At 61.4% G+C, this 19,056-nt stretch carries 16 protein-coding genes and 1 rRNA gene; 4 read left to right on the top strand and 13 right to left on the bottom strand.

Annotated features, from left to right (window positions below; translation table 11 throughout):
* Both HYX42_RS17570 and HYX42_RS17565 read right to left on the bottom strand, forming a co-directional pair.
* Positions 1–595: ribosomal RNA gene (locus tag HYX42_RS17570) — 16S ribosomal RNA — on the bottom strand; the annotation flags it as partial.
* Between the two features lie 401 nt (positions 596–996).
* A complete protein-coding gene (locus HYX42_RS17565) occupies positions 997–1,149 on the bottom strand; it encodes a hypothetical protein (protein ID WP_293405412.1) in 153 nt (50 codons plus the stop codon).
* Positions 1,150–1,312: 163 nt separating this feature from the next.
* Here HYX42_RS17565 and HYX42_RS17560 point away from each other — a divergent pair, with 163 nt between their 5' ends.
* Complete coding sequence (locus tag HYX42_RS17560) at positions 1,313–3,244, top strand: ATP-binding cassette domain-containing protein (protein WP_293405409.1); 1,932 nt, start codon at positions 1,313–1,315, stop codon at positions 3,242–3,244.
* Between the two features lie 25 nt (positions 3,245–3,269).
* Here HYX42_RS17560 and HYX42_RS17555 read toward each other — a convergent pair whose 3' ends face one another.
* A complete protein-coding gene (locus HYX42_RS17555; protein WP_293405407.1) occupies positions 3,270–6,275 on the bottom strand; it encodes a CHAT domain-containing protein in 3,006 nt (1,001 codons plus the stop codon).
* A gap of 157 nt (positions 6,276–6,432) precedes the next feature.
* On the opposite strand from HYX42_RS17555, the gene HYX42_RS17550 reads away from it, so the two are divergent.
* Positions 6,433–8,148 (top strand): phospholipase D family protein, encoded by a 1,716-nt coding sequence (locus HYX42_RS17550; RefSeq protein ID WP_293405405.1) that lies wholly within the window; start codon positions 6,433–6,435, stop codon positions 8,146–8,148.
* A 213-nt stretch (positions 8,149–8,361) separates the two neighbouring features.
* Here the strand turns inward: HYX42_RS17550 and HYX42_RS17545 are convergent, their stop codons facing one another.
* Positions 8,362–9,306: a LysR family transcriptional regulator gene (locus HYX42_RS17545; protein ID WP_293405403.1), complete on the bottom strand. Its 945-nt coding sequence runs from the start codon at positions 9,304–9,306 to the stop codon at positions 8,362–8,364.
* Positions 9,307–9,544: 238 nt separating this feature from the next.
* Between HYX42_RS17545 and HYX42_RS17540 the strand changes: the two genes are divergently transcribed.
* Positions 9,545–9,853 (top strand): DUF4148 domain-containing protein, encoded by a 309-nt coding sequence (locus tag HYX42_RS17540; protein WP_293405401.1) that lies wholly within the window; start codon positions 9,545–9,547, stop codon positions 9,851–9,853.
* A 52-nt stretch (positions 9,854–9,905) separates the two neighbouring features.
* Complete coding sequence (locus HYX42_RS17535) at positions 9,906–10,220, top strand: hypothetical protein (protein WP_293405399.1); 315 nt, start codon at positions 9,906–9,908, stop codon at positions 10,218–10,220.
* 98 nt (positions 10,221–10,318) lie between these two features.
* Here HYX42_RS17535 and ubiA read toward each other — a convergent pair whose 3' ends face one another.
* From ubiA to HYX42_RS17490, 9 genes are all read right to left on the bottom strand, one after another.
* Positions 10,319–11,173, bottom strand: coding sequence for a 4-hydroxybenzoate octaprenyltransferase (ubiA, locus tag HYX42_RS17530; protein ID WP_293405463.1), 855 nt, complete (start codon positions 11,171–11,173; stop codon positions 10,319–10,321).
* Positions 11,174–11,254: 81 nt separating this feature from the next.
* The gene (locus HYX42_RS17525) at positions 11,255–11,752 is read right to left on the bottom strand and encodes a Dps family protein (RefSeq protein ID WP_293405397.1); all 498 of its coding nucleotides are present in this window, start codon (positions 11,750–11,752) and stop codon (positions 11,255–11,257) included.
* Positions 11,753–11,795: 43 nt separating this feature from the next.
* Positions 11,796–12,782, bottom strand: coding sequence for a LysR substrate-binding domain-containing protein (locus tag HYX42_RS17520; protein WP_293405395.1), 987 nt, complete (start codon positions 12,780–12,782; stop codon positions 11,796–11,798).
* Between the two features lie 167 nt (positions 12,783–12,949).
* Complete coding sequence (gene priA, locus HYX42_RS17515; RefSeq protein ID WP_293405393.1) at positions 12,950–15,136, bottom strand: primosomal protein N'; 2,187 nt, start codon at positions 15,134–15,136, stop codon at positions 12,950–12,952.
* On the bottom strand, positions 15,133–15,468 hold the full coding sequence (locus tag HYX42_RS17510) for a hypothetical protein (protein ID WP_293405391.1): 336 nt from the start codon (positions 15,466–15,468) through the stop codon (positions 15,133–15,135). Before HYX42_RS17510 ends, priA begins: the two co-directional genes overlap by 4 nt.
* 43 nt (positions 15,469–15,511) lie before the next feature.
* A complete protein-coding gene (gene hemE / locus HYX42_RS17505; RefSeq protein WP_293405389.1) occupies positions 15,512–16,621 on the bottom strand; it encodes a uroporphyrinogen decarboxylase in 1,110 nt (369 codons plus the stop codon).
* A gap of 161 nt (positions 16,622–16,782) precedes the next feature.
* Positions 16,783–17,511, bottom strand: coding sequence for a hypothetical protein (locus tag HYX42_RS17500; RefSeq protein ID WP_293405387.1), 729 nt, complete (start codon positions 17,509–17,511; stop codon positions 16,783–16,785).
* A gap of 8 nt (positions 17,512–17,519) precedes the next feature.
* Complete coding sequence (locus tag HYX42_RS17495; protein ID WP_293405384.1) at positions 17,520–18,509, bottom strand: alpha/beta hydrolase; 990 nt, start codon at positions 18,507–18,509, stop codon at positions 17,520–17,522.
* A 103-nt stretch (positions 18,510–18,612) separates the two neighbouring features.
* Positions 18,613–19,044: a CoA-binding protein gene (locus tag HYX42_RS17490; RefSeq protein WP_293405382.1), complete on the bottom strand. Its 432-nt coding sequence runs from the start codon at positions 19,042–19,044 to the stop codon at positions 18,613–18,615.
* Positions 19,045–19,056: the final 12 nt, after the last annotated feature.

The raw sequence follows: 19,056 nt of genomic DNA, 5'->3' as shown, positions 1-19,056 counted from the left end.
TCACAACTGTCTTATATAACCGCCTGCGCACGCTTTACGCCCAGTAATTCCGATTAACGCTCGCACCCTACGTATTACCGCGGCTGCTGGCACGTAGTTAGCCGGTGCTTATTCTTACGGTACCGTCATTAGCCCACTGTATTAAAGCGGACCGTTTCGTTCCGTACAAAAGCAGTTTACAACCCGAAGGCCTTCTTCCTGCACGCGGCATTGCTGGATCAGGCTTTCGCCCATTGTCCAAAATTCCCCACTGCTGCCTCCCGTAGGAGTCTGGGCCGTGTCTCAGTCCCAGTGTGGCTGGTCGTTCTCTCAAACCAGCTACAGATCGTCGCCTTGGTGAGCTTTTACCTCACCAACAAGCTAATCTGATATCAGCCGCTCCAACTGCGCGAGGTCTTGCGATCCCCCGCTTTCATCCTTAGATCGTATGCGGTATTAGCGTAAATTTCTCTACGTTATCCCCCACAGTTGGGCACGTTCCGATATATTACTCACCCGTTCGCCACTCTCGAGTATTGCTACTCTACCGTTCGACTTGCATGTGTAAGGCATGCCGCCAGCGTTCAATCTGAGCCAGGATCAAACTCTTTAGTTTAATCACTGCAATATTTCAACTCCACGCATCCGACCGAAATCAGCTGCATGAAGAAAACTCATAAAAACGGAATTGATGAGAAATCTTGACGATTTCACATTTTCTATCTCTATGAGCGTTTAAAGTCAAAAGACTTGGTTACGAATAACCTGGCAATCGCCTTCAAACGCCCATACTTATCGGCTGTAAATTTTTAATGATCCTGACTACTTCTGATGCAGCGTTTGCTGCTTCGTTTTCGTCGTTAGCTGTAATCAGCTGAGCCTCGAATTATATACCGGTTTTTAATTCCCAGTCAACTCAAAGGTTATCTACTTTTCTCAACTTGCTGAGTTCTTTCGAACTTCTTTTCAGACCAATCCCGCTTGCTATTCGCTGGAGAGACTTGCAGTTTGCTGTGTTTAGCAGAGCCTCGAATTATATACCGGTTTTTCATCACCTGTCAAATTCAAGAAAGATTTTTTATTTCTTTCTTCCCTGCTGAAACCTGCTTTCGCTGGCTTGGCTGTTTCATCAGCAGAGCCATCGACTATAGCACTGTTTTTTTGGCTCACGCAACTCTTTTGAAAAAAATCGTCACTCACCCTGCAGGCACCTAAACGTGCATCGCGCCACACAGCAGCAGTGCACCAGCAGCCCTTGTCCGCGGGTAAACACCTGCATATAGAGGGCATTGAAAGCCCGGGGGAGCCCACACCCGGATAATCCCTGACATATATGGCACTTATTACCCTCCTGGACGCCCAACTCGCTTTTGGGCACGTCGCACTGCTGGACCACGCAGATTTTTCACTTGAAACCAACCAGCGCATTGGCCTCATCGGCCGCAACGGCACGGGCAAGTCATCGCTATTGAAGATATTGGCCGGGCTGGAGAAGCCTGACGACGGCACGCTGCAGCTGCAGCAGAACCTGCGTATTGCCTATGTGCCGCAAGAGCCCAGCCTGGACCCCCACGCCACCGTCTTTATTGCTGCGAGCGCAGGTCTGGCCCGTACACGCCATGTCGTTGAGATGTATCTGGCCGCTGACGAGAACACCGATCTCGATGCGCTGCAATCCGAAATCGAGGCTCTCGATGGCTGGACATGGGAGCAGCGCGTCGAAGAAACCCTGCACCGCCTGCACCTGGACAAGGACGCCATCGTCGGTTCGCTCTCGGGCGGAACCAAGAAGCGCGTGGCGCTGGCGCAGGCCCTTGTAGCCAAGCCTGACGTACTGCTGCTCGACGAGCCGACCAATCACCTGGATCTGGACTCCATCGCCTGGCTGGAAGAGCTGCTCATCAATTTCAACGGCTCCATCATCACCATCACCCACGACCGGGCCTTCCTCGATCAGGTAGCGACCATGATCGTGGAGCTGGACCGCGGCAAGCTGCTCAGCTACCCGGGCAACTTCGCCCAATACCTGGTGCAGAAGGAAGAGCAGATGGCGCAGGAAGCCGTCATCAACGCCAAGGCCGACAAGCTGCTGGCGCAGGAAGAAGTCTGGATACGCAAGGGCGTGGAAGCGCGCCGCACCCGCAGCGTGGCGCGTATTGGCCGGCTTGAGGTGCTGCGCGACAACCGCGCGGCACGGCGTGATGCCGTCGGCCGCGTCAACCTGGATGTCTCCAGCGGCGAGAAAAGCGGCAAGATCGTCGCCGAGCTGACCAACGTGTCCAAGAGCTTTGGCCACCCGGGCAGCGAGAAGATCATCGTCAACAACTTCAGCGGCACCCTGCTGCGCGGCGACAAGGTGGGCCTGCTCGGACCCAACGGCGCCGGCAAAACCACATTGCTCAAGCTCATTTTGGGCGAATTGCAGCCGGATGTGACCAACCCGCCGGGCAAGATACGCCAGGGCGCCAACCTGCAAGTGGCCTATTTCGACCAGATGCGCGACAGCCTGGACCTGGACGCGACGCTGGAAGACTTCATCAGCCCCGGCAGCGAGTGGGTGGAGATCAACGGCGCCAAAAAGCACGTCAAGAGCTACCTCACCGATTTTCTCTTCTCACCTGCGCGCGCCAACTCCCCCGTGCGGACCCTGTCGGGTGGCGAGCGAAACCGCCTGCTACTGGCACGCCTTTTTGCGCGCCCGGCCAACGTGCTGGTGCTTGACGAGCCCACCAACGACCTGGACATCGACACGCTTGAGCTGCTGGAAGACCTGCTGCAGAACTACGAAGGCACGGTTTTCCTGGTCAGCCACGACAGGCGCTTTCTCGACAATGTGGTGACCAGCACCATCGCCTATGAGGGCACGCCCGAGAAGCCCGGCTTCTGGCGCGAATACGAGGGCGGCGTGACCGACTGGATCACCCAGTCCAAACGCGCGGCGCAGATCACCGGCAGTGCCAAGCCCTCGCCAACCGCAGCAAGTACCAAAAGCACAGCCAAAGCTGCGGCAGAGCCTGCAAAAACCGAGGCCAGCAGCACTGCCACCAAAAAGAAGCTCAGCTACAAGGAGCAACGCGAGCTTGAAGGCCTGCCGGCACTGATACAGACGCTGGAATCACAGCAAAAGGCAATCGAGCAGGAACTGTTCGACGGCACCATCTACACCACCAATGCCAAACGCGCGGCCGAACTCAACGCGCGCAACAGCAAGATAGAAGAAGAGCTGATGGACGCCCTGCAGCGCTGGGAAACGCTTTCAGCCTGAACCTGCCTGAAAAGCGGCCCGCAAGTCAGCGGCCGCCGTCCCCCACCAACGCATACGGTGCCCAATATGCCGGGTGTGAATACTCGGCCCGCGCCATGACGGCCAGCATGGCCTGGCGCAGGCTTTCCGCCTTGGGCGCCTGCGGGTTCTGGCTGTAGTGCGCAAACGTGGCGGTGGTCAGTTGCCTGGCGCTTTCACTTTCTACCGCCCAGTGGGTGACCAGCAGGCTGCGGGTGCCTGCATAAAAGAAACCGCGCGCCAGCCCGCTCAGCGCTTCTTCGGCCTTGCCGTCTGCTGCGGCTGTATTGCAGGCCGACAAAACCACCCAGTCAGCATTGAGCTTGAGGCCCAGCACATCGGCCAGGGTCAGGAGTGGCGCCAGTGGATCCTGCCCGTCGCCACCGGTGGCGGCCAGTGCCAGCGCGGGCTGGTTGAGGTTGGGCAGGTCACCGGCCATCAGGCCGTGGGTGGCGAACACCAGCACTTTCTTTTTCTGCAATTCGCCACTCTGGCTGCTCTGCAGCACGCTGGCGCGCGTGGCCTGCCCACCCAGGCGCAGGTCGCGACCGGCATCGGCCTTCAGGCTGGCCGCGATGGCCACCAGTTCGCCCCGTGTTTCAGGCAGGGGTGGAATGTCGCGATAGCGCAAGGCGGCCGGCAAAACGGGTTTGTCGCTGTCGGGGTCAGCCAGCACAGGCGCGCGAGTCAGCAGGATGTTGCGTATAGCGCCCTGCGCGCCCGCCTGCGCCAGGGCGGGGTTCACTGCAAATTGGGGGTCGCCCCAACCCATCAGCAGCTCAGGTGCAGGCGCGGCGCCTGCCAGCCGCTTGCCCGCGAGCCACGCACTGACACTGGGCACCTGCGTGATGGCGGCCTGTTTTATCAGCCAGGGAGCGGCGGCAAGGTCTGCCGGGCTTGACAGTGTTGCGGGCCGGGTCAGCAAAACACCAAACGGCAACTGGCCAAGGGCGCCACCGGCCGCCACCACCAGGCGCTTTTTTCCGCTGATGGCGGACTGCACTGGTTTCAGCAGGCGCTCGTAGAGCTCACTTGAAGAAGCCCCGTCGAAGGCGCGTACACCGCTGCGCATCTGCCCGAAGTCCAGTGTGCTGCGGATGCTGTGCACCATTTGCTCCAGCGTGGGCTGCGGCAAGGCCACACGCGCAAAAGCACTCGGCTGGCCGGCCGTCACGGCCCAGACATACACGGCCTGTTCGGTCGGCAACAGCATCAGCAGCGCTTCGTCAGGGGCGAGAGCTTTGCCGATAGCTGCAGTGGACGGCGGGAGCGGCCTCACCAGGCCTTCATAGTTGACGAAGCGGCTTTTCAACTGCGCATGCAGGGCTTCCCGCAATGCCTCAAGCTCCGTGATACGCGCGCGTATGCCGGCGGCAATCTCAGGCAACGGGCTGGCGGCGGCGCCGGTCTCCCTGGCGAGGTAGTTGCGCAAGCCGGTCACCTCGTTTTTGGCATCCTGCTCGCGCCGGACCAGGTCGGCCAGTGCAGGCTCGCTGGCAGCCGAGCGGACCGCTGCATCGGCCAGCGCCTGCTGAACGATGCCTCCACGCACCCAGTCGGCCGGGCCCAGTGCCTGGGCCATGTCCTCGCCCGGGCTTGTGCTCAAGGCGTCAAGATAGGTGGCAAACACCAGTTCGCGCACCTCCTTGCGGTAACCGATGTTTTCAAGAAAGTCGGCGTTCCGGGGATCCGTGTAGCCATTGACCGCCAGCTTGAGAAGAGGCAGGGCCCGGGCCCGTGCTTCAGGTGTGCCCGCGCGCCACAAGGCCACCCCCTGCATGCCGGTAGCCTGCGTGACGAAGAAGTGCCTGTCGCCGAATATTTTCTGGATGGTGGAAACAAGACTTTCATAAATCTGGGCTGCCTGCGCGGCCTTGCCAGTCCAGACATAGGTCAATGCCCGCTCAGGCTGGAAGGTCACCCGCCTGCGCAGGTTCTCATCGGGCCCGGCAAGCGCATCAAGGCGCTCGAATTCCGTCAGGGATTCAGCCCAGCGCTTTTGCCCCTGCAATGCAATGATGAGGCTGCGCGCGCGCCCGACGCGATTGACGGCCAGAGCATCATGGCCCAGCGCTTCCAGCGCCTTGTCCGACCGGCGCGCATACATTTCGGCCTGAACAAACTCGCGCTGGGAAAAGCGCAGGTCTGCCGCGGTGACGTAAATGCCGGACAGGAAAGCCGGCGGAAGCGTCACTTCGCGCGACAGCCGCAGGTAAGCCTGAAGGGCAGCTTCTGCTTCGCCCAGGCGGCCCGCTGATCGCAGGGCATAGGTTTTTCGCGCGAGTGCCTCCCCGATATCAGCCGCCACAAAATAGCGATCACGCTGGTTGGCAGGCGTTGAGGGCAACTCCAGCACCAGTTTCATGGATTGCCTGGCCGTGGTTTCGCTGTCTGCAGCAGCCTTGACCGCTTCATTCCAGCGACCGACGCGGTCATGAAGAAGCGACTGTGCCCGGTGCGCTTCGGAACGCGCGCGACTCAGGTAAGCCCGCTGCGAAAGCGTCCATGTGCGCGAGGCCGCCAGCGAATCAAGGTTTGCCACGGCCTCGTCCAGATTTTTTTGCGCCTCCGCGTGGCGCCCCGCCCGGAAATAATCAAACACCAGCATCACACGGTAGAACGCGCCCAGGCTGGGAGAGCTTGTCAGTCCAATAGCCAGCTTCCTCTGCTCTATAGCCTCATCGAACCGGCTCTGGTCACGCAAAAGTGCGGCGAAATTGGCCTTAGGCACAGGGTCATCAGGAAGGACGGCTGTCCACTGGCGCAAAAAGGCTTCGTACTCGGCGGTATTGTTCAGGCGTCGCGCGGCCAGGTCTTTTTCCTGGAAGTGCGCCCTGAGCGTAGCCGGAGTGACGCTTGCAGGCACCGGCTGCGCCAGCACGCTGCGCAGCTGCCCGGCCTCCTCCGGCGTGATGCGCTTGAACCCGGCGCCAGCATCGTCATCATTCTGGGCGTGAGCACTCACCGCCAGCAGCAGTACAGGCCCCAGAAGCAGCCAGCAAATAAAACGCATCTTGTCCCTCTGGAATATTTTTTATGGGGAGCAGCGGCAATGGATGCCAAGTGGCAGGCCGGGGCCGCAGTCAAGCCGGAAGACTACATTAAAAGTCGACATTCGTCACCGCGCAGCAGGGCCGAAAAACAGGGCCCTGCGCTAAAGTCATCGCACGATGCAAACCACCCCTGCGCACCCCGCCCCTATCGCCGCACCAGCCCCCGGAAAAACCGGAAACAGCCGGGCCTGGCTGTCAATGCTGCTGCTCGCAGGATCACTGGTTTCCGCTCTGTTTTTGCCCGGCTGCGCCTCGCTGCCCGACAAGGTTGACCGCCCTGTTTCGACCGCCCTGGCCAACCCGGCAGAAACCCGCCTGGGCAGCATGGTCGCGCAACGCGCCGCCACGGCCGGCACGCGCAATGACTCGGCTTTTGCGCTGGTCGGCAGCGCAGACCTGGCCTTCACCAGCCGCATGACCCTCATCAAGGCCGCTCAGAAGACGCTGGACATCCAGTATTACGCGATCTTCCAGGACGACACCACAGAACGCATGTTCGACGCCATGCGGGAGGCCGCCGGCCGCGGCGTGCGCATCCGCATCCTGCTGGACGACTTCAACACCTCGGGCAAGAACGCGCAGGTGCTCAAGCTGGCTTTCGAAAAAAACTTTGAAGTGCGCCTCTTCAACCCGCTGCCGGGCGGCAGGCAGTCGCTGTTCTTTCGCATCATCACCAACCTGAAGGACGTTGAAAGCATGCAGCGGCGCATGCACAACAAGATTTTTGTGGCCGACAACGCCGTGGCCATCACGGGGGGCCGCAATCTGGGCGAAACCTACTTCGGCCAGAGCAGGGGCACCAACTTTGTAGATATCGACATCCTGGCCGCAGGCCGGATTGCCCGCGACCTGTCGCGCAGCTTTGACCAGTACTGGAACAACCCGCTGGCTTACCCGGTGCAGGCGCTGATGACAAAAAAGGAAATCGCCGCGATCAAGCCGGCGGCCGAGCCCAATGCCCCGGGCTCACCCAAACCGGCGGTCAGCCCGGAAGTGTCCGCACCTGACCTCGGCACCAGCACTGTGGCAGCCACCGCCACCCTGCCAGAGCTGGCCGACTCGACCAACCTGCAACTGTTGACCTGGACATGGGCGCCCTCGGTGATGATGGTGGACAAACCCTCCAAGATCGCCGCCGATGCCGACGCCACCGAAGAAGCCGGCGAGACCACGGTGGACGGCCTGCTGCAACTGATCTCACAAGCCAAAACCCGTGTGCTGATCGTCTCGCCCTACTTTGTGCCCGGCAAACGCATGCTGAAACAGTTTGCCGACCTGCGCGAGCGCAAGGTACGGGTGCGTGTGCTGACGAATTCACTGGCCTCCAACGACGCGCTGGCCGCGCATGTAGGCTATTCGCGCTACCGCAGGGACCTGCTGGCCATGGGCGTGGAGATCTACGAGATGCGCGCCGAACAGGAGGGCACGTTCTCCAGTTTCGGCTCCGGCTCGGGTTCGCGGTCCGGCGCCCCGGACAAATCCGGCACCGGCTCGACAGGCAGCTCTCGCGCCAGCCTGCATTCAAAGGTAGTGGTGGTGGATGACAGGCTGCTGGTCGTCGGCTCCATGAACCTCGATTTGCGCTCGCAACTGCAAAACAGCGAGGTCGCCATCGTCATCCGCAACCAGGGCATCTCGGGCGAAGCCACCCGGCTGATTGAGCCCACCATGCAGACTGGCGCCTACAGGGTAGAGCTGGTGGACGGCCGGCTGTTCTGGAGAGCGCCACCGGGCGCAAGCTTCAACGATGCCAATTCAGAACCGGACGCCAGCGCCGGGCTGAAATTGCTGGCCCACCTGATTGCACCATTTGCGCCGGACGAGATGCTCTGACCCGGGACCCAATCTCACCGAAAAGCCATTTTTAACGTACACGTTAATTTTTTGCCGTATACGTTAAATTTTAGGTGATTGGCAGCTTTCAGGCACCCCCAGGCTCCAAAAACGGCCAAAAAAGGCCTGTTTTAAGGCATTAAATCGGCTGCAGACCAATAAATACGTGCGTGAGCAGCTACTTATTTCATAGCAAATCACAGCTGCAACGATCTAATGGATACCGCCCAGCGCGTCCCGCCGCTTCGCCAGCTCCTGCGCAAAATCCTCAAAGGCCCAGTCCACAAAGGCCCGGGTCCGCGCCGGGATCAGCTTGCGGGTCGGGAAGGCGACGTAAACCGTGTAGCGGCCAAAAATCCAGTCGGGCAGCAGATGCACAAGCTCCCCGGTGGCAAAAAAGTTGCGCGCCGGGAACCTCGGCAGCGCGGCGATGCCGGCACCCCTGATGGCGGCTGAAAACAGGGTTTCGTAGGTCTCCGCCTGAAGCACCACCTGCATGGGCACCTCGGTGTCCTCCTGCGTGCCGTCCAGGCGCGACAGGCGCATGCCGCGCGCCGCGTGGCCAGACGAGGCCTGCCACGGAAAGCGCAGGTACTGGTGGCCCTGCAAATCCTGGGGCTTGAGCGGCGTGCCCTTGCGCTTGAGGTAATCGGGGCTGGCGCAAACCACGTATTCGGTGGTCGCCATGGGCCGGGCGACCACATTGGCGTCAAACCCTTCGTCCACCAGCATGAAGGTGACGTCAAATTCCTCGACCCGGTTCTGCGGAAACGGGTCTACATGCAGATGCAGGGCCACCTTGGGGTAGCGCGCCAGCCATTCGGTGACGCGGGTGGCCAGAAAGTAGTTGGCAAACAGCGAGGGCGCCACCACGTGCACCACGCCCTGCAGTTCGCTGGAGCTTTGGCCCGCCTCTGCATCGGCATCGTCCACCTCGTTGAGGATGCTGCGCACCCGTATCAGATAGGCCTGGCCGGCATCGGTGAGCGACAGCTTGCGTGTGGTGCGCTGTATCAGTCGTGTGCCCAGGTGCTGCTCAAGGTCGGTCACCAGCCGGGTCACGCCGGCGGGCGACATGTCGAGCACGCGGGCGGCGGCGGCAAAACCACCCTCGTCTATGACTTTCTGAAACACCCGCATCGAGAGCAGCCTGTCCATACACACCTTTTTTAACAATCGCCGCGATAGCTTTACGCAATTATTACGGTTTCTGCAACGATGTATTGTCCCCGCGGGGGTTTTTCATTTGCCGGGTAAACCCTAAAGTTCAGTCATCGATGAGCCGAAACCAAACAGGCGACTCACCGAGGCCAGTTGGACAGCCAGGGGATCACACCTCAAAGCGACGATAACTGGATAGGTACTAAAAACTGTTTTATTCCAAAGGAAATTCATCATGAACTCGAAACTGATCGCTTCTACCGTTATCGCTCTCTCCGCATTGACCGGCGCCAGCGCTTTTGCACAAAACCTCTCCGGCGAAGCTGCCCTGGCCATCCGCCCCGTCGCTTCCAGCAGCAACGTGACCCGCGCACAGGTGCAAAACGACTACCTGCAAGCCCGCCAGGCCGGCAAGGTCGCCGCCAGCCAGGAAGGCGCTTTTGCAGCCGCCCCTGCAGCTGCCAGCGTGGTGACCCGCGCTGAAGTGCGCAACGACGCTGTTGTGTCGGCCCGCGCTGCCCAGATCGGCAACAGCACGATCTGAACCAGCTGATTTATCAAAACAAGCAAAAACATTCATTCAAAGGAAACTCATCATGAACACGAAATTTGTCGCCTCCGCCCTCTTCGCAGTTGCAGCCCTCTCTGGCGCCAGCGCTTTTGCACAATCTGGCCTGTCCGGTGAAGCCGCCCTGGCTATCCGCCCTGAGGTCTCGGCCAGCAACGTGACCCGCGCAGAAGTGCAGGCCAACTACCTGGCAGCACGCCAGTCCGGCGCCGTGGCCGTCAGCCAGGAAGCCGCTTTTGCTGCTGCACCTGCTGAAGCCAGCAACCTGACCCGCGCTGCAGTGCGCGAGGAAGCACGTCACTACGTGATCCTGGACGGCAGCAACCGCAAGATCTACCGTTAATGTCCTGTCGCTGTCTGGCGCCTTGCCAGACTGATAGTGAAATTAAAAGGCCCGCATTGCGGGCCTTTTTTATTGCCTTGATCCGTCTCGTCAAACCCTCAGGGCAAGGACGACAGCACCACACCCGCAAACACGGCAAACCCGACCCAGTGGTTCAGACGGAAAGCCCTGAAGCAGCCCTCACGCCCACGCCCGCGAATCAAGGTGAAATGCCATGCCGCCTGCAAGGCCGCAGCCGCAATGCCCAGCAAAAACAGCAGGGGCTGCTGGCGCGGCCACAGTGCCGCCACCCAGATGCAGAGAAAAGCCGCATAACAGAACATCACCGCCGCCACATCAAAACGCCCCAGCGTGATGGCCGATGTTTTCATGCCGATCAGCAGGTCATCGTCCCTGTCCACCATGGCGTATTCGGTGTCGTAGGCAATTACCCAGAACAGGTTTCCCAGCAGCAGCACCCAGGCCAGCATGGGCACACGCGACTGCACCGCTGCAAATGCCATCGGAATGCCGAAGCTGAAAGCCACGCCCAGCACCGCCTGCGGCATCGAAACGTAACGCTTGGCGAACGGGTAGACCAGCGTCACGGCCAGCGCGGCGAACGACCAGTAAATGGTGGTGATGTTGGTCGTCAGTACCAGGCCGAAAGCCAGCAGGGCCAGCACAGCGCCTAAGGCCAGCGCCTCTTTGCTGGAAAGCTTGCCGCTGGTCACCGGCCGCTGGGCCGTGCGTTTGACGTGTTTGTCGAAGTCGCGGTCGGCCACATCGTTCAGGCAACACCCCGCGCTGCGCATCAGGAAGGTGCCCAGCGTGAATACTGCCAGCAGGTGCCAACCCGGAAAACCGTGCGAGGCAATCCACAACGCGGAAAGACCCGGCCAGAGCAACAACAACCAACCCGCCGGGCGGTCCCAGCGGATCAGTTGCAAATAAAGAGCCCCCACGCTTTTCACTTTGTGTAATGCGCTGCCCCCCGAGGGGGCTGTGCTTGCTTGGGGCGGCCCGGCGCGGCGCACGTCCGCTTCGTTCACGGCCTATTCCTCAAGCAAGGAGCGCAGCATCCACGCGGTCTGCTCGTGCACGGTCAAGCGCTGTGTCAACAGATCAGCGGTCGGCTCGTCGCTCGCCTTGTCGGCCACGGGAAACAGCTCTCTCGCGGTGCGTGCCACGGCTTCATGCCCCTGTACAAGAATACGCACCATCTCCAGCGCCTTGGGTGGCGTGACCGGCACATCAGGCACAGAGGCCAGCTTGCTGAACTGGGCATACGAGCCGGGCGCGGGATGGCCGAGCGAGCGTATGCGTTCGGCAATCGGGTCCACCGCAGTCCAGAGTTCGGTGTACTGCGTCATGAACATCAGGTGCAGGGTGTTGAACATCGGGCCGGTGACGTTCCAGTGGAAATTGTGCGTCGTGAGGTAGAGCGTGTAGGTGTCTGCCAGCAGGCGGGAAAGGCCTTTGGCTATCGCGGCGCGGTCTTTCTCGCTGATGCCTATGTTGATGCCGGGTGCGGGTTTTGCGATTTTTGCCATGGTTTTTCCTCTGAATAATTGTCCGGGAAGGTACTTTACAAAATCAGGACAGCCGCGTCACGCCCGGCAGCTCGCAGGCGTAGATCGCATTGCGCAGGGCAGCAATCGCTTCATACCGCGTGAAGCTGCGCCGCCAGGCCAGCACCACGCGCCGGCCGGGGATGTGGCCCTCGAAGGGCAGGTATTTGATGAAGGACGGCTGCTCGGCAGCGACGGTTGCTGCGGTGGTGGCCTTTCCTTTTTTGCCTTTGGGGGGCTCAATCAGCGCCTCTTTCGGCACACCCAGGCGCGGCACCAGCGTGATGCCCATGCCGGCCGCCACCATGTGCTTGATGGTCTCCAGCGACGAGCCTTCAAAACTCTTGCTGATGCCATCGGCACTGCTTGAAAAGCGTGCGAACTCGGGGCACGCCTCGAGCACGTGGTCACGAAAGCAGTGGCCGTTGCCGAGCAGCAGCATGGTTTCCTTCTTGATCTCTTCGGCCGTGATGCTTTTGCGTGAGGCCAGGTGATGCGAGCTGGGCACGGCCGCCATGAAGGGCTCGTCATACAGCGGCGCAATTGCCAGGTTGGTGTCGGGGAAAGGTTCGGCCAGGATGGCGCAGTCGATCTCGCCGTTGCGCAGTTCCTCCAGCAGTTTGACGGTGAAGTTCTCCTGCAGCATGAGCGGCATCTGCGGGTTGAGTGAAATCATCTGCCGCACCAGGTCGGGCAGCAAATAGGGGCCGATTGTGTAAATCACGCCCAGACGAAGCGCGCCCGCCAGCGGGTCCTTGCCGCGGCGGGCAATTTCGCGGATGTTGTCCGCCTGCTCCAGAACGCTCTGCGCCTGGCGGACGATTTCTTCGCCCAGCGGGGTGACGGTGATCTCATTGGCGTTGCGCTCGAAGAGCTTGACCTGGAGCTCTTCCTCCAGCTTCTTGATGGCCACGCTGAGGGTGGGCTGGGAGACATGGCAGGCGTCTGCGCCCTTGCCAAAGTGTTTCTCCCGGGCGACTGCGACGATGTATTTGAGTTCGGTCAGCGTCATGGGCTTATTGTGCTGCTTTTCGCCTGCAGCGGAGGCTGTTCTGGGGAAGGGCTTTCTGGAGTTGGGTATTTTGCCCTTCACGCAGAAGCCGGGCTCGCCCGCCGGGGCGAAAACCCGGGCTGGCAGTGAAGGGCAAACATGTCGTTCAGGAGGGAAGCTGCAGCGAGCTAAATCGCAATAGGGTCCACATCCACAGCCCACCTCACAAGACTCTTGAACCCGTCCTGCCGGCGAGTCTCAAACAGCACAGGCTGCCAGGCCGACAAAAACCTCTGCAATGCCACACGAGAAGAACTTTCCACCAGCATCTGCGCACGTTCAATGTTCGCCACCCGCTGGATCATCATGGGCACGGCCGGGTAGGCCATCACCTGCGGGTGCTCTTCTTCCAGCGCCACGGCGGCCGCCGCAGCATTCAAAAACCCCTGTGCGACAGATTGCTCTTTGGCCTCGGCGCGCACCAGTGCGGAATAGCCGAAGGGCGACATGCCTGCCGCCTGGCGCTCAGCGAGTTGCTGGTCGGCAAACTTGGGGTAGTCATGCGCCTTGAGGGCCGCGAACAGCGGATGCGTCGGGTGAAAGGTCTGCACCCACATCTCGCTGGCTTCGCTGTGTTTCGCATCGCGCCCCGCACGGCCTGCGGCCTGCATCAACAGGCTGAAGAGGCGTTCGGGTGCACGGAAGTCGCTGGAGAACAGGGCGCCGTCGGGGTTGATGGCGGCGACCAGCGTGATGTGTCTGAAGTCATGGCCCTTGGCGATCATCTGCGTGCCGACCAGTACATCGACCTCGCCGGAATGCACGCTTGCCAGCTGTGATTCGAGCGCGCCTTTCAGCCGAGTGGTGTCGGCGTCTATGCGCGCAATGCGCACCGCGCCGCCGTCGGGCCGCTTCACCCCTGCGAGCAGTTCGGCCAGATGTTCTTCCAGACGCTCGGTGCCGCGGCCCACAGGCGCGATGTCGATGTTGCCGCAGCTCGGGCAGGCGCGCGGTACACGCTCGGTAAAGCCGCAGTGGTGGCAGCGCAGCGTGCGGTCTATCTTGTGGAAGACGCGGTAGGCGCTGCAGTGCGGGCATTCACTTTTCCAGCCGCAGTCATGGCAGGCCAGCACGGGCGCGTAACCGCGGCGGTTCAAAAAAATAAGGGATTGTTCGCCGCGCGCCACGCGCTGGGCAATCGCATCGAGCAGGGGCGGCGCGATCACCGCATGTTTGGGCTGGTGGTTCATGTCCACGCCCCTGACCAACGGCAGGCCCCCACGTTTGCTCACTGCGTGTAGCTCTCTGCCCCCCGAGGGGGCAGGCCTCGCTTGGGGCGGCCCGGCGCTGCGGCCGGCATCTTCGCTGGATATTGTCGAAGAGCCAACGCGCTCACTCATGCTTAAGCGCTGGTAGCGGCCCGCGATGGTCGCCTGCCAGCTTTCGAGCGAAGGCGTGGCCGAGCCGAGCATGACCTTGCACACTTCGCCTTCACCAGCTTCTTCGGTTTCCAGTTTCGCCCGGTACACCGCCAGGTCGCGCGCCGAATAGCGCGCGCCTTCCTGCTGCTTGTAGCTGGGGTCGTGTTCTTCATCGACCACGATGAGCCGCAGCCTGGGCATGGAAGCCAGGATGGCCATGCGTGTGCCGAGAATCAGGCGCGCATGGCCGGCGTGGGCCGACAGCCAGCTTTTCAGGCGCTGCGCCGGCGTCAGGCCGCTGTGCAGCGACACCACACGCTCTTTCCCGAGGTGCGCAAAACGTTCCTGGAAGCGCGCCTGCAGCTGCGGCGTGAGGTTGATCTCGGGCACCATCACCAGCACCTGGGCGGCCGGGTCCTCTGCCAGCACCTTTTCCGCCGCATGCAGGTAGACCTCGGTCTTTCCGCTGCCGGTGGCGCCAAACAGCAATGCCGGGCGGGCATCGGCCTCAAAACCGGCCAGCGCTTCAAGCTGCTGCGTGCTCAGTTCAACGCCGCTGGGTCGCTGTTCGTGGCTGGAGTCAGTTTGCGGACGCTTGAGGCGCCGCGCCAGCTGCACCGCCGTCATATCGCGCAGTTGCGGCGGCAGGGCGGCCAGCGCCACCTCGCCCAGCGAGCGCTGGTAGTAGGCCGCGGTGAACCCGACCAGCTTGCGCCAGGTGGCGGGCAACGGGTCCAGCCCTACGAGCGCGCCAGCGATGCTTTTGGTCTGCATCTCCAGCAGATCGCCGCTGCCTTCGCGGTTTTCCCAGACAACGCCCAGCACCTCGCGGCGGCCCAGCGGCACGCGCACCAGAGTACCGTCGGCCAGTGGTGATTGACTCTGGTAGGTCAGGGGTCCGGCGATCGCACTGTGCGCGGGGGCGGCGACAACAACATCCAGCCAGTGGCTCATGACGGGTAAGCACTTGTTGCCATAGCTACATAAACACTTGCAAAAAGCGCTCTAAGTGCTTGATTTGATGGTGCTTTAGAGATCTTCGACTTTTCTGTGGATAACTTTGTTGATAGATCGCCTTCGAAGCGGCCAAAGCCTTGTAAATCAAGGGTTTTGCCAGATTGCCCGGAAAAAAAGCAATTTAAAGAAGCTATATGAATCAATGACTTAGCGGCGCTATGGCTTTGATAGCGTTCGCCCGCGCACATGCCAGGTCTTGCCGCACCGCAACACAAATTTTGTGCATAAGTCTCGCGGCGCAAAGCAGGTTTTGTGCTAGCGGTGACCAAAAACGGCCTGAAAACCCGCATAAACAAGGGTGAAAAAAGCGCTTCAGCCTGCAGGGCTGCGCATTTTGCGAGAGTGAGTGTGCACTGCGTTCACCAGCACCTCCACATTTTCAGGCGGCGTGTGCTGGCTGATGCCGTGGCCGAGGTTGAAAATATGCGTTGGTCCGGGTTTTGAAGTGTCCATGTGCGGCTTGCCGAAGCTGTCCAGCACCTTCGCCACTTCAGCTTCGACCTGTGCCGGGTTGGCAAACAACACATTGGGGTCGAGATTGCCCTGCAGTGCTTTGGCCTTTGCTCCGGTCTCACCCACCAGCGCGCGGGCATTGGCCAGGTTGACCGTCCAGTCCAGGCCCAGCACCTCGCAGTCAAGCTCGCCCATGGCTTCAAGCCAGAGACCGCCGCCCTTGGTGAAAACCAGGCGCGGAATGACCACACCCTCATGTTCGCGCTTGAGCTGGGCCAGAACGCGCTTTGTATAGGCCAGGCTGAACTCATGGAAAGCCGCATCGGCCAGCACACCGCCCCAGCTGTCAAAAATCATCACGGCCTGCGCGCCGGCTTCAATCTGCGCATTCAGGTAGGCGGCCACGGAGTCGGCATTGATGGCCAGCATTTTGTGCATCAGGTCAGGGCGCTGGTACAGCATGGTCTTGACCAGGCGGTAGTCATCAGAGCCCGCGCCTTCGACCATGTAGCAGGCCAGCGTCCAGGGGCTGCCGGAAAAGCCGATCAGCGGCACACGGCCCTTGAGCGCCTTGCGAATGGAGGTCACTGCGTCAAACACATAACGCAGCTTGTTCATGTCGGGCACCTGCAGTTTGGCGACTGCAGCTTCGTCGCGCACCGCATGCGCAAACTTCGGGCCTTCGCCAAGCGCAAATGACAGGCCCAGGCCCATGGCATCGGGAATCGTCAGGATGTCGCTGAACAGGATGGCCGCGTCCAGCTTGTAGCGCTCCAGCGGTTGCAGGGTGACTTCCGTCGCGTAACCGGTGTTGGTGGCCAGGCCCATGAAGCTGCCGGCCTGCGCGCGCGTGGCGCGGTATTCGGGCAGGTAACGGCCGGCCTGGCGCATCAGCCAGACGGGGGTGTGCTCTGTGGCCTGGCGCATGCATGCGCGCAAAAAAGTATCGTTTTCGAGAGGTGCAAACATGCCCTGATTGTAGGTGTGGCCCCCACGGTAAGGATATGGCCCCCACGGTCGTTCACTGCGTGTAACTCCCTGCCCCCCCTCGGGGGCCGTTCGCCTGCGGCCCGGCGAAGCCGGTTCCGCGGCTCTGCTTGCACAGGTACAGCTTCGTTATTGCCCGCTGGCTATCTGACGGGTAAAAACTGCAGGAAAGTGCCGCCCAACAAGTTCTGCACATAGGTGATGACAGCCCGCCGGGTCTTCTCGGTCAGCACCACGGCCAGCAGGTCGAGGCGGCCGATGATCTTGCCGAACTCGCGCTCAAAACTCAGGTTGCGTTCACGTTCAGTGATCTCGTCGGCCAGCAGCAATGGCTGGCCTGCGGCGTTGCGCCGGTTCGACAGCATCCAGACCGCGATCTCGATGTTGCGCGCCGCGTTGTAGACGTACTGTGCATCGAGGGGGTCGGTGAGGTAGAAGGTGGTCCTGCCGCCATGCGCCGTGATCAGCATGTCGGCACTGGCATAGATAAATGCGGCCACGCGGTCACCCCTGAAGTCGGGTCCGAGTGCGAGTGACAGTGCTGCAATGTCCCGCCGCCCCTGAAGTTCTGGCCAGGGCGCCTGCGAGGCAATCGTGGCGCGCAGTTTCTCAAGCACCGCCTCGCGGCTGGCACCCGCCTTGCGCCATTCAGCAGGGTTGCGGCGGTAGAGCTTGTCGGCCAGGCGCAGCAAACTGTCGATGTTGTCACGCATGCCCAGCGTGGCCATGCGGTTGATGTCGGACTGCGCCAGTTCTGAGGAGGTCATGGCCGCACCCTGCGCTTCACCGCGCGGTGTGGGGGCTGGTGGCGGGCTGGCGCATGCGGCCAGAAAAATAACAGAAAGCAGTGTGGCCGGACGCAGGGCTGTCATGTGTGCGTTCAGGTGGTCGCACCGGCAGGTGGCGCCCGGGATGCATCTGCCTGCAAACCAGTCTGCTGGGCAAAGGCATTGAGCGATTGTTTGAACAGGTGGCGGGCCGCCCTGCTGGCATGCTGCAGGCGCGCAAAGTCATGCGGCATGCCGGGCGCACCGTAAAACTCGCAGCGTGCGCCGGCCTCACGCAGCCAGTCATGGAGCGCAGCGGCATCGTCATGCACGCAGTCCTGCTCGGCCGCCACGATGACGACCACGGGCGGGCGCTGCACCGGCTGGTTGCCATGCAGCAGCACGGCACGCTCGTCCCAGATCTGCCAGCGGCCGCCCAGCAGGCTGTGCCAGCTGCGCACCGCATCGTCGCGTGAAAAGGTCAATGAATTCGCGCAGCGTATATAGCTGGCGGTGTTGAAGTCGGGCTTGACCAGCGGCGTGAGCGCCAGCACCGCATCAACACTGCCCGGCATCTGCCGCGCCATGCGCCAGGCGGCCTGCAGGCCCAGGTGCGCGCCGCTGCCGTCGCCGCCTACCATCAGTCGTTCGGTGTTGACCGAGAGTTTCTCGCGCGCCCTGGCCAGGGTCATCAGGGCCTGCATGGCCTGCTCTGCGGGTGGCAGGAAACCGCGGCCGGGCTCCTGTGCGATATGCACGCTGGCCACGGCCACATTCAGGTCGATGCAGATCTGGCGGCACAGCATGTCATGACTGTCCAGGCTGCCGGCAAGCCAGCCGCCACCGTGAAAAAACGCCATCAGCACGGGTTTGTCCACGCCTTCGGGCATGTAGAGCCGTGCTTCAAGCCGCGTCTTTTCACCGGAGGCCAGTACGTTAAGGTGAAACGGCCCTGACAGCACCCTGAGTGGCTCGGCAGGTTCAGGCAGCGCCCTGGCTACTGCTTCATAACGCCGCGCAAACGCCGCCAGGTCGTTGGGGTCGCGCGGCAAGGGGTGCTCAAGGTGCAGGCGCTGCAGGAACAGAAAGAGTTCTGCGTCCATCATTGACGCAGCGACTGATTCAGCAACTCGGAAAGGCGGCAGGCCGGGCGGGCATGAGGCATGCCCGTACTTTAACTGCGATGCAGGGGTATTTAAAGCCGCTTCAAAGAACGCCGCTGGAGAGCAGCACGCGGTGGTCTATCTTCAGGCAGTGGTCCTGCACGGTCAGCAAGCCTGCTTCTTCGGCCCTGGCTGCGGCCTCCGGGTTGCTGATGCCGAGCTGCATCCACACAGCCTTTGCCCCTATGGCGATGGCCTCGTCGACGATGGGCGGAATGTCTTCGCTGTTGCGAAAGCAGTTCACCAGGTCTATCTTTTCGTGCTGCGCGGCTGCAGTCAGCGTGGCATAGGCTTTTTCACCCAGCACCTCGATCTCGTTCGGGTTGATCGGGATGATGCGATAGCCGTGGCCCTGCATATAGCGCGAGACATCAAAGCTGGCGCGGTGCGGTTTGTGCGACAGGCCCACCACGGCAATCGTGCGGTAGTTCTTGAGGATGTGGGGGATGCGGTCCGCAGGCGCTATGGATTTCATATCTCGCTTTCG

The organism is Polaromonas sp., assembly GCF_016185115.1.
GTDB lineage: Bacteria > Pseudomonadota > Gammaproteobacteria > Burkholderiales > Burkholderiaceae_C > Polaromonas.
The sequence above is the reverse complement of the archived record's forward strand: the minus strand, read 5'-3'. Positions and strand labels throughout refer to the sequence as shown.

Coding starts and splice junctions, on each gene's coding strand:
- HYX42_RS17490 (WP_293405382.1), bottom strand. CDS start 19,044: ATGAAATCCATAGCGCCTGCGGACCGCATCCCCCACATCCTCAAGAAC.
- HYX42_RS17535 (WP_293405399.1), top strand. CDS start 9,906: ATGAACACGAAATTTGTCGCCTCCGCCCTCTTCGCAGTTGCAGCCCTC.
- HYX42_RS17540 (WP_293405401.1), top strand. CDS start 9,545: ATGAACTCGAAACTGATCGCTTCTACCGTTATCGCTCTCTCCGCATTG.
- priA (WP_293405393.1), bottom strand. CDS start 15,136: ATGAGCCACTGGCTGGATGTTGTTGTCGCCGCCCCCGCGCACAGTGCG.
- HYX42_RS17525 (WP_293405397.1), bottom strand. CDS start 11,752: ATGGCAAAAATCGCAAAACCCGCACCCGGCATCAACATAGGCATCAGC.
- hemE (WP_293405389.1), bottom strand. CDS start 16,621: ATGTTTGCACCTCTCGAAAACGATACTTTTTTGCGCGCATGCATGCGC.
- HYX42_RS17550 (WP_293405405.1), top strand. CDS start 6,433: ATGCAAACCACCCCTGCGCACCCCGCCCCTATCGCCGCACCAGCCCCC.
- HYX42_RS17555 (WP_293405407.1), bottom strand. CDS start 6,275: ATGCGTTTTATTTGCTGGCTGCTTCTGGGGCCTGTACTGCTGCTGGCG.
- HYX42_RS17500 (WP_293405387.1), bottom strand. CDS start 17,511: ATGACAGCCCTGCGTCCGGCCACACTGCTTTCTGTTATTTTTCTGGCC.
- HYX42_RS17545 (WP_293405403.1), bottom strand. CDS start 9,306: ATGGACAGGCTGCTCTCGATGCGGGTGTTTCAGAAAGTCATAGACGAG.
- HYX42_RS17495 (WP_293405384.1), bottom strand. CDS start 18,509: ATGGACGCAGAACTCTTTCTGTTCCTGCAGCGCCTGCACCTTGAGCAC.
- HYX42_RS17520 (WP_293405395.1), bottom strand. CDS start 12,782: ATGACGCTGACCGAACTCAAATACATCGTCGCAGTCGCCCGGGAGAAA.
- HYX42_RS17560 (WP_293405409.1), top strand. CDS start 1,313: ATGGCACTTATTACCCTCCTGGACGCCCAACTCGCTTTTGGGCACGTC.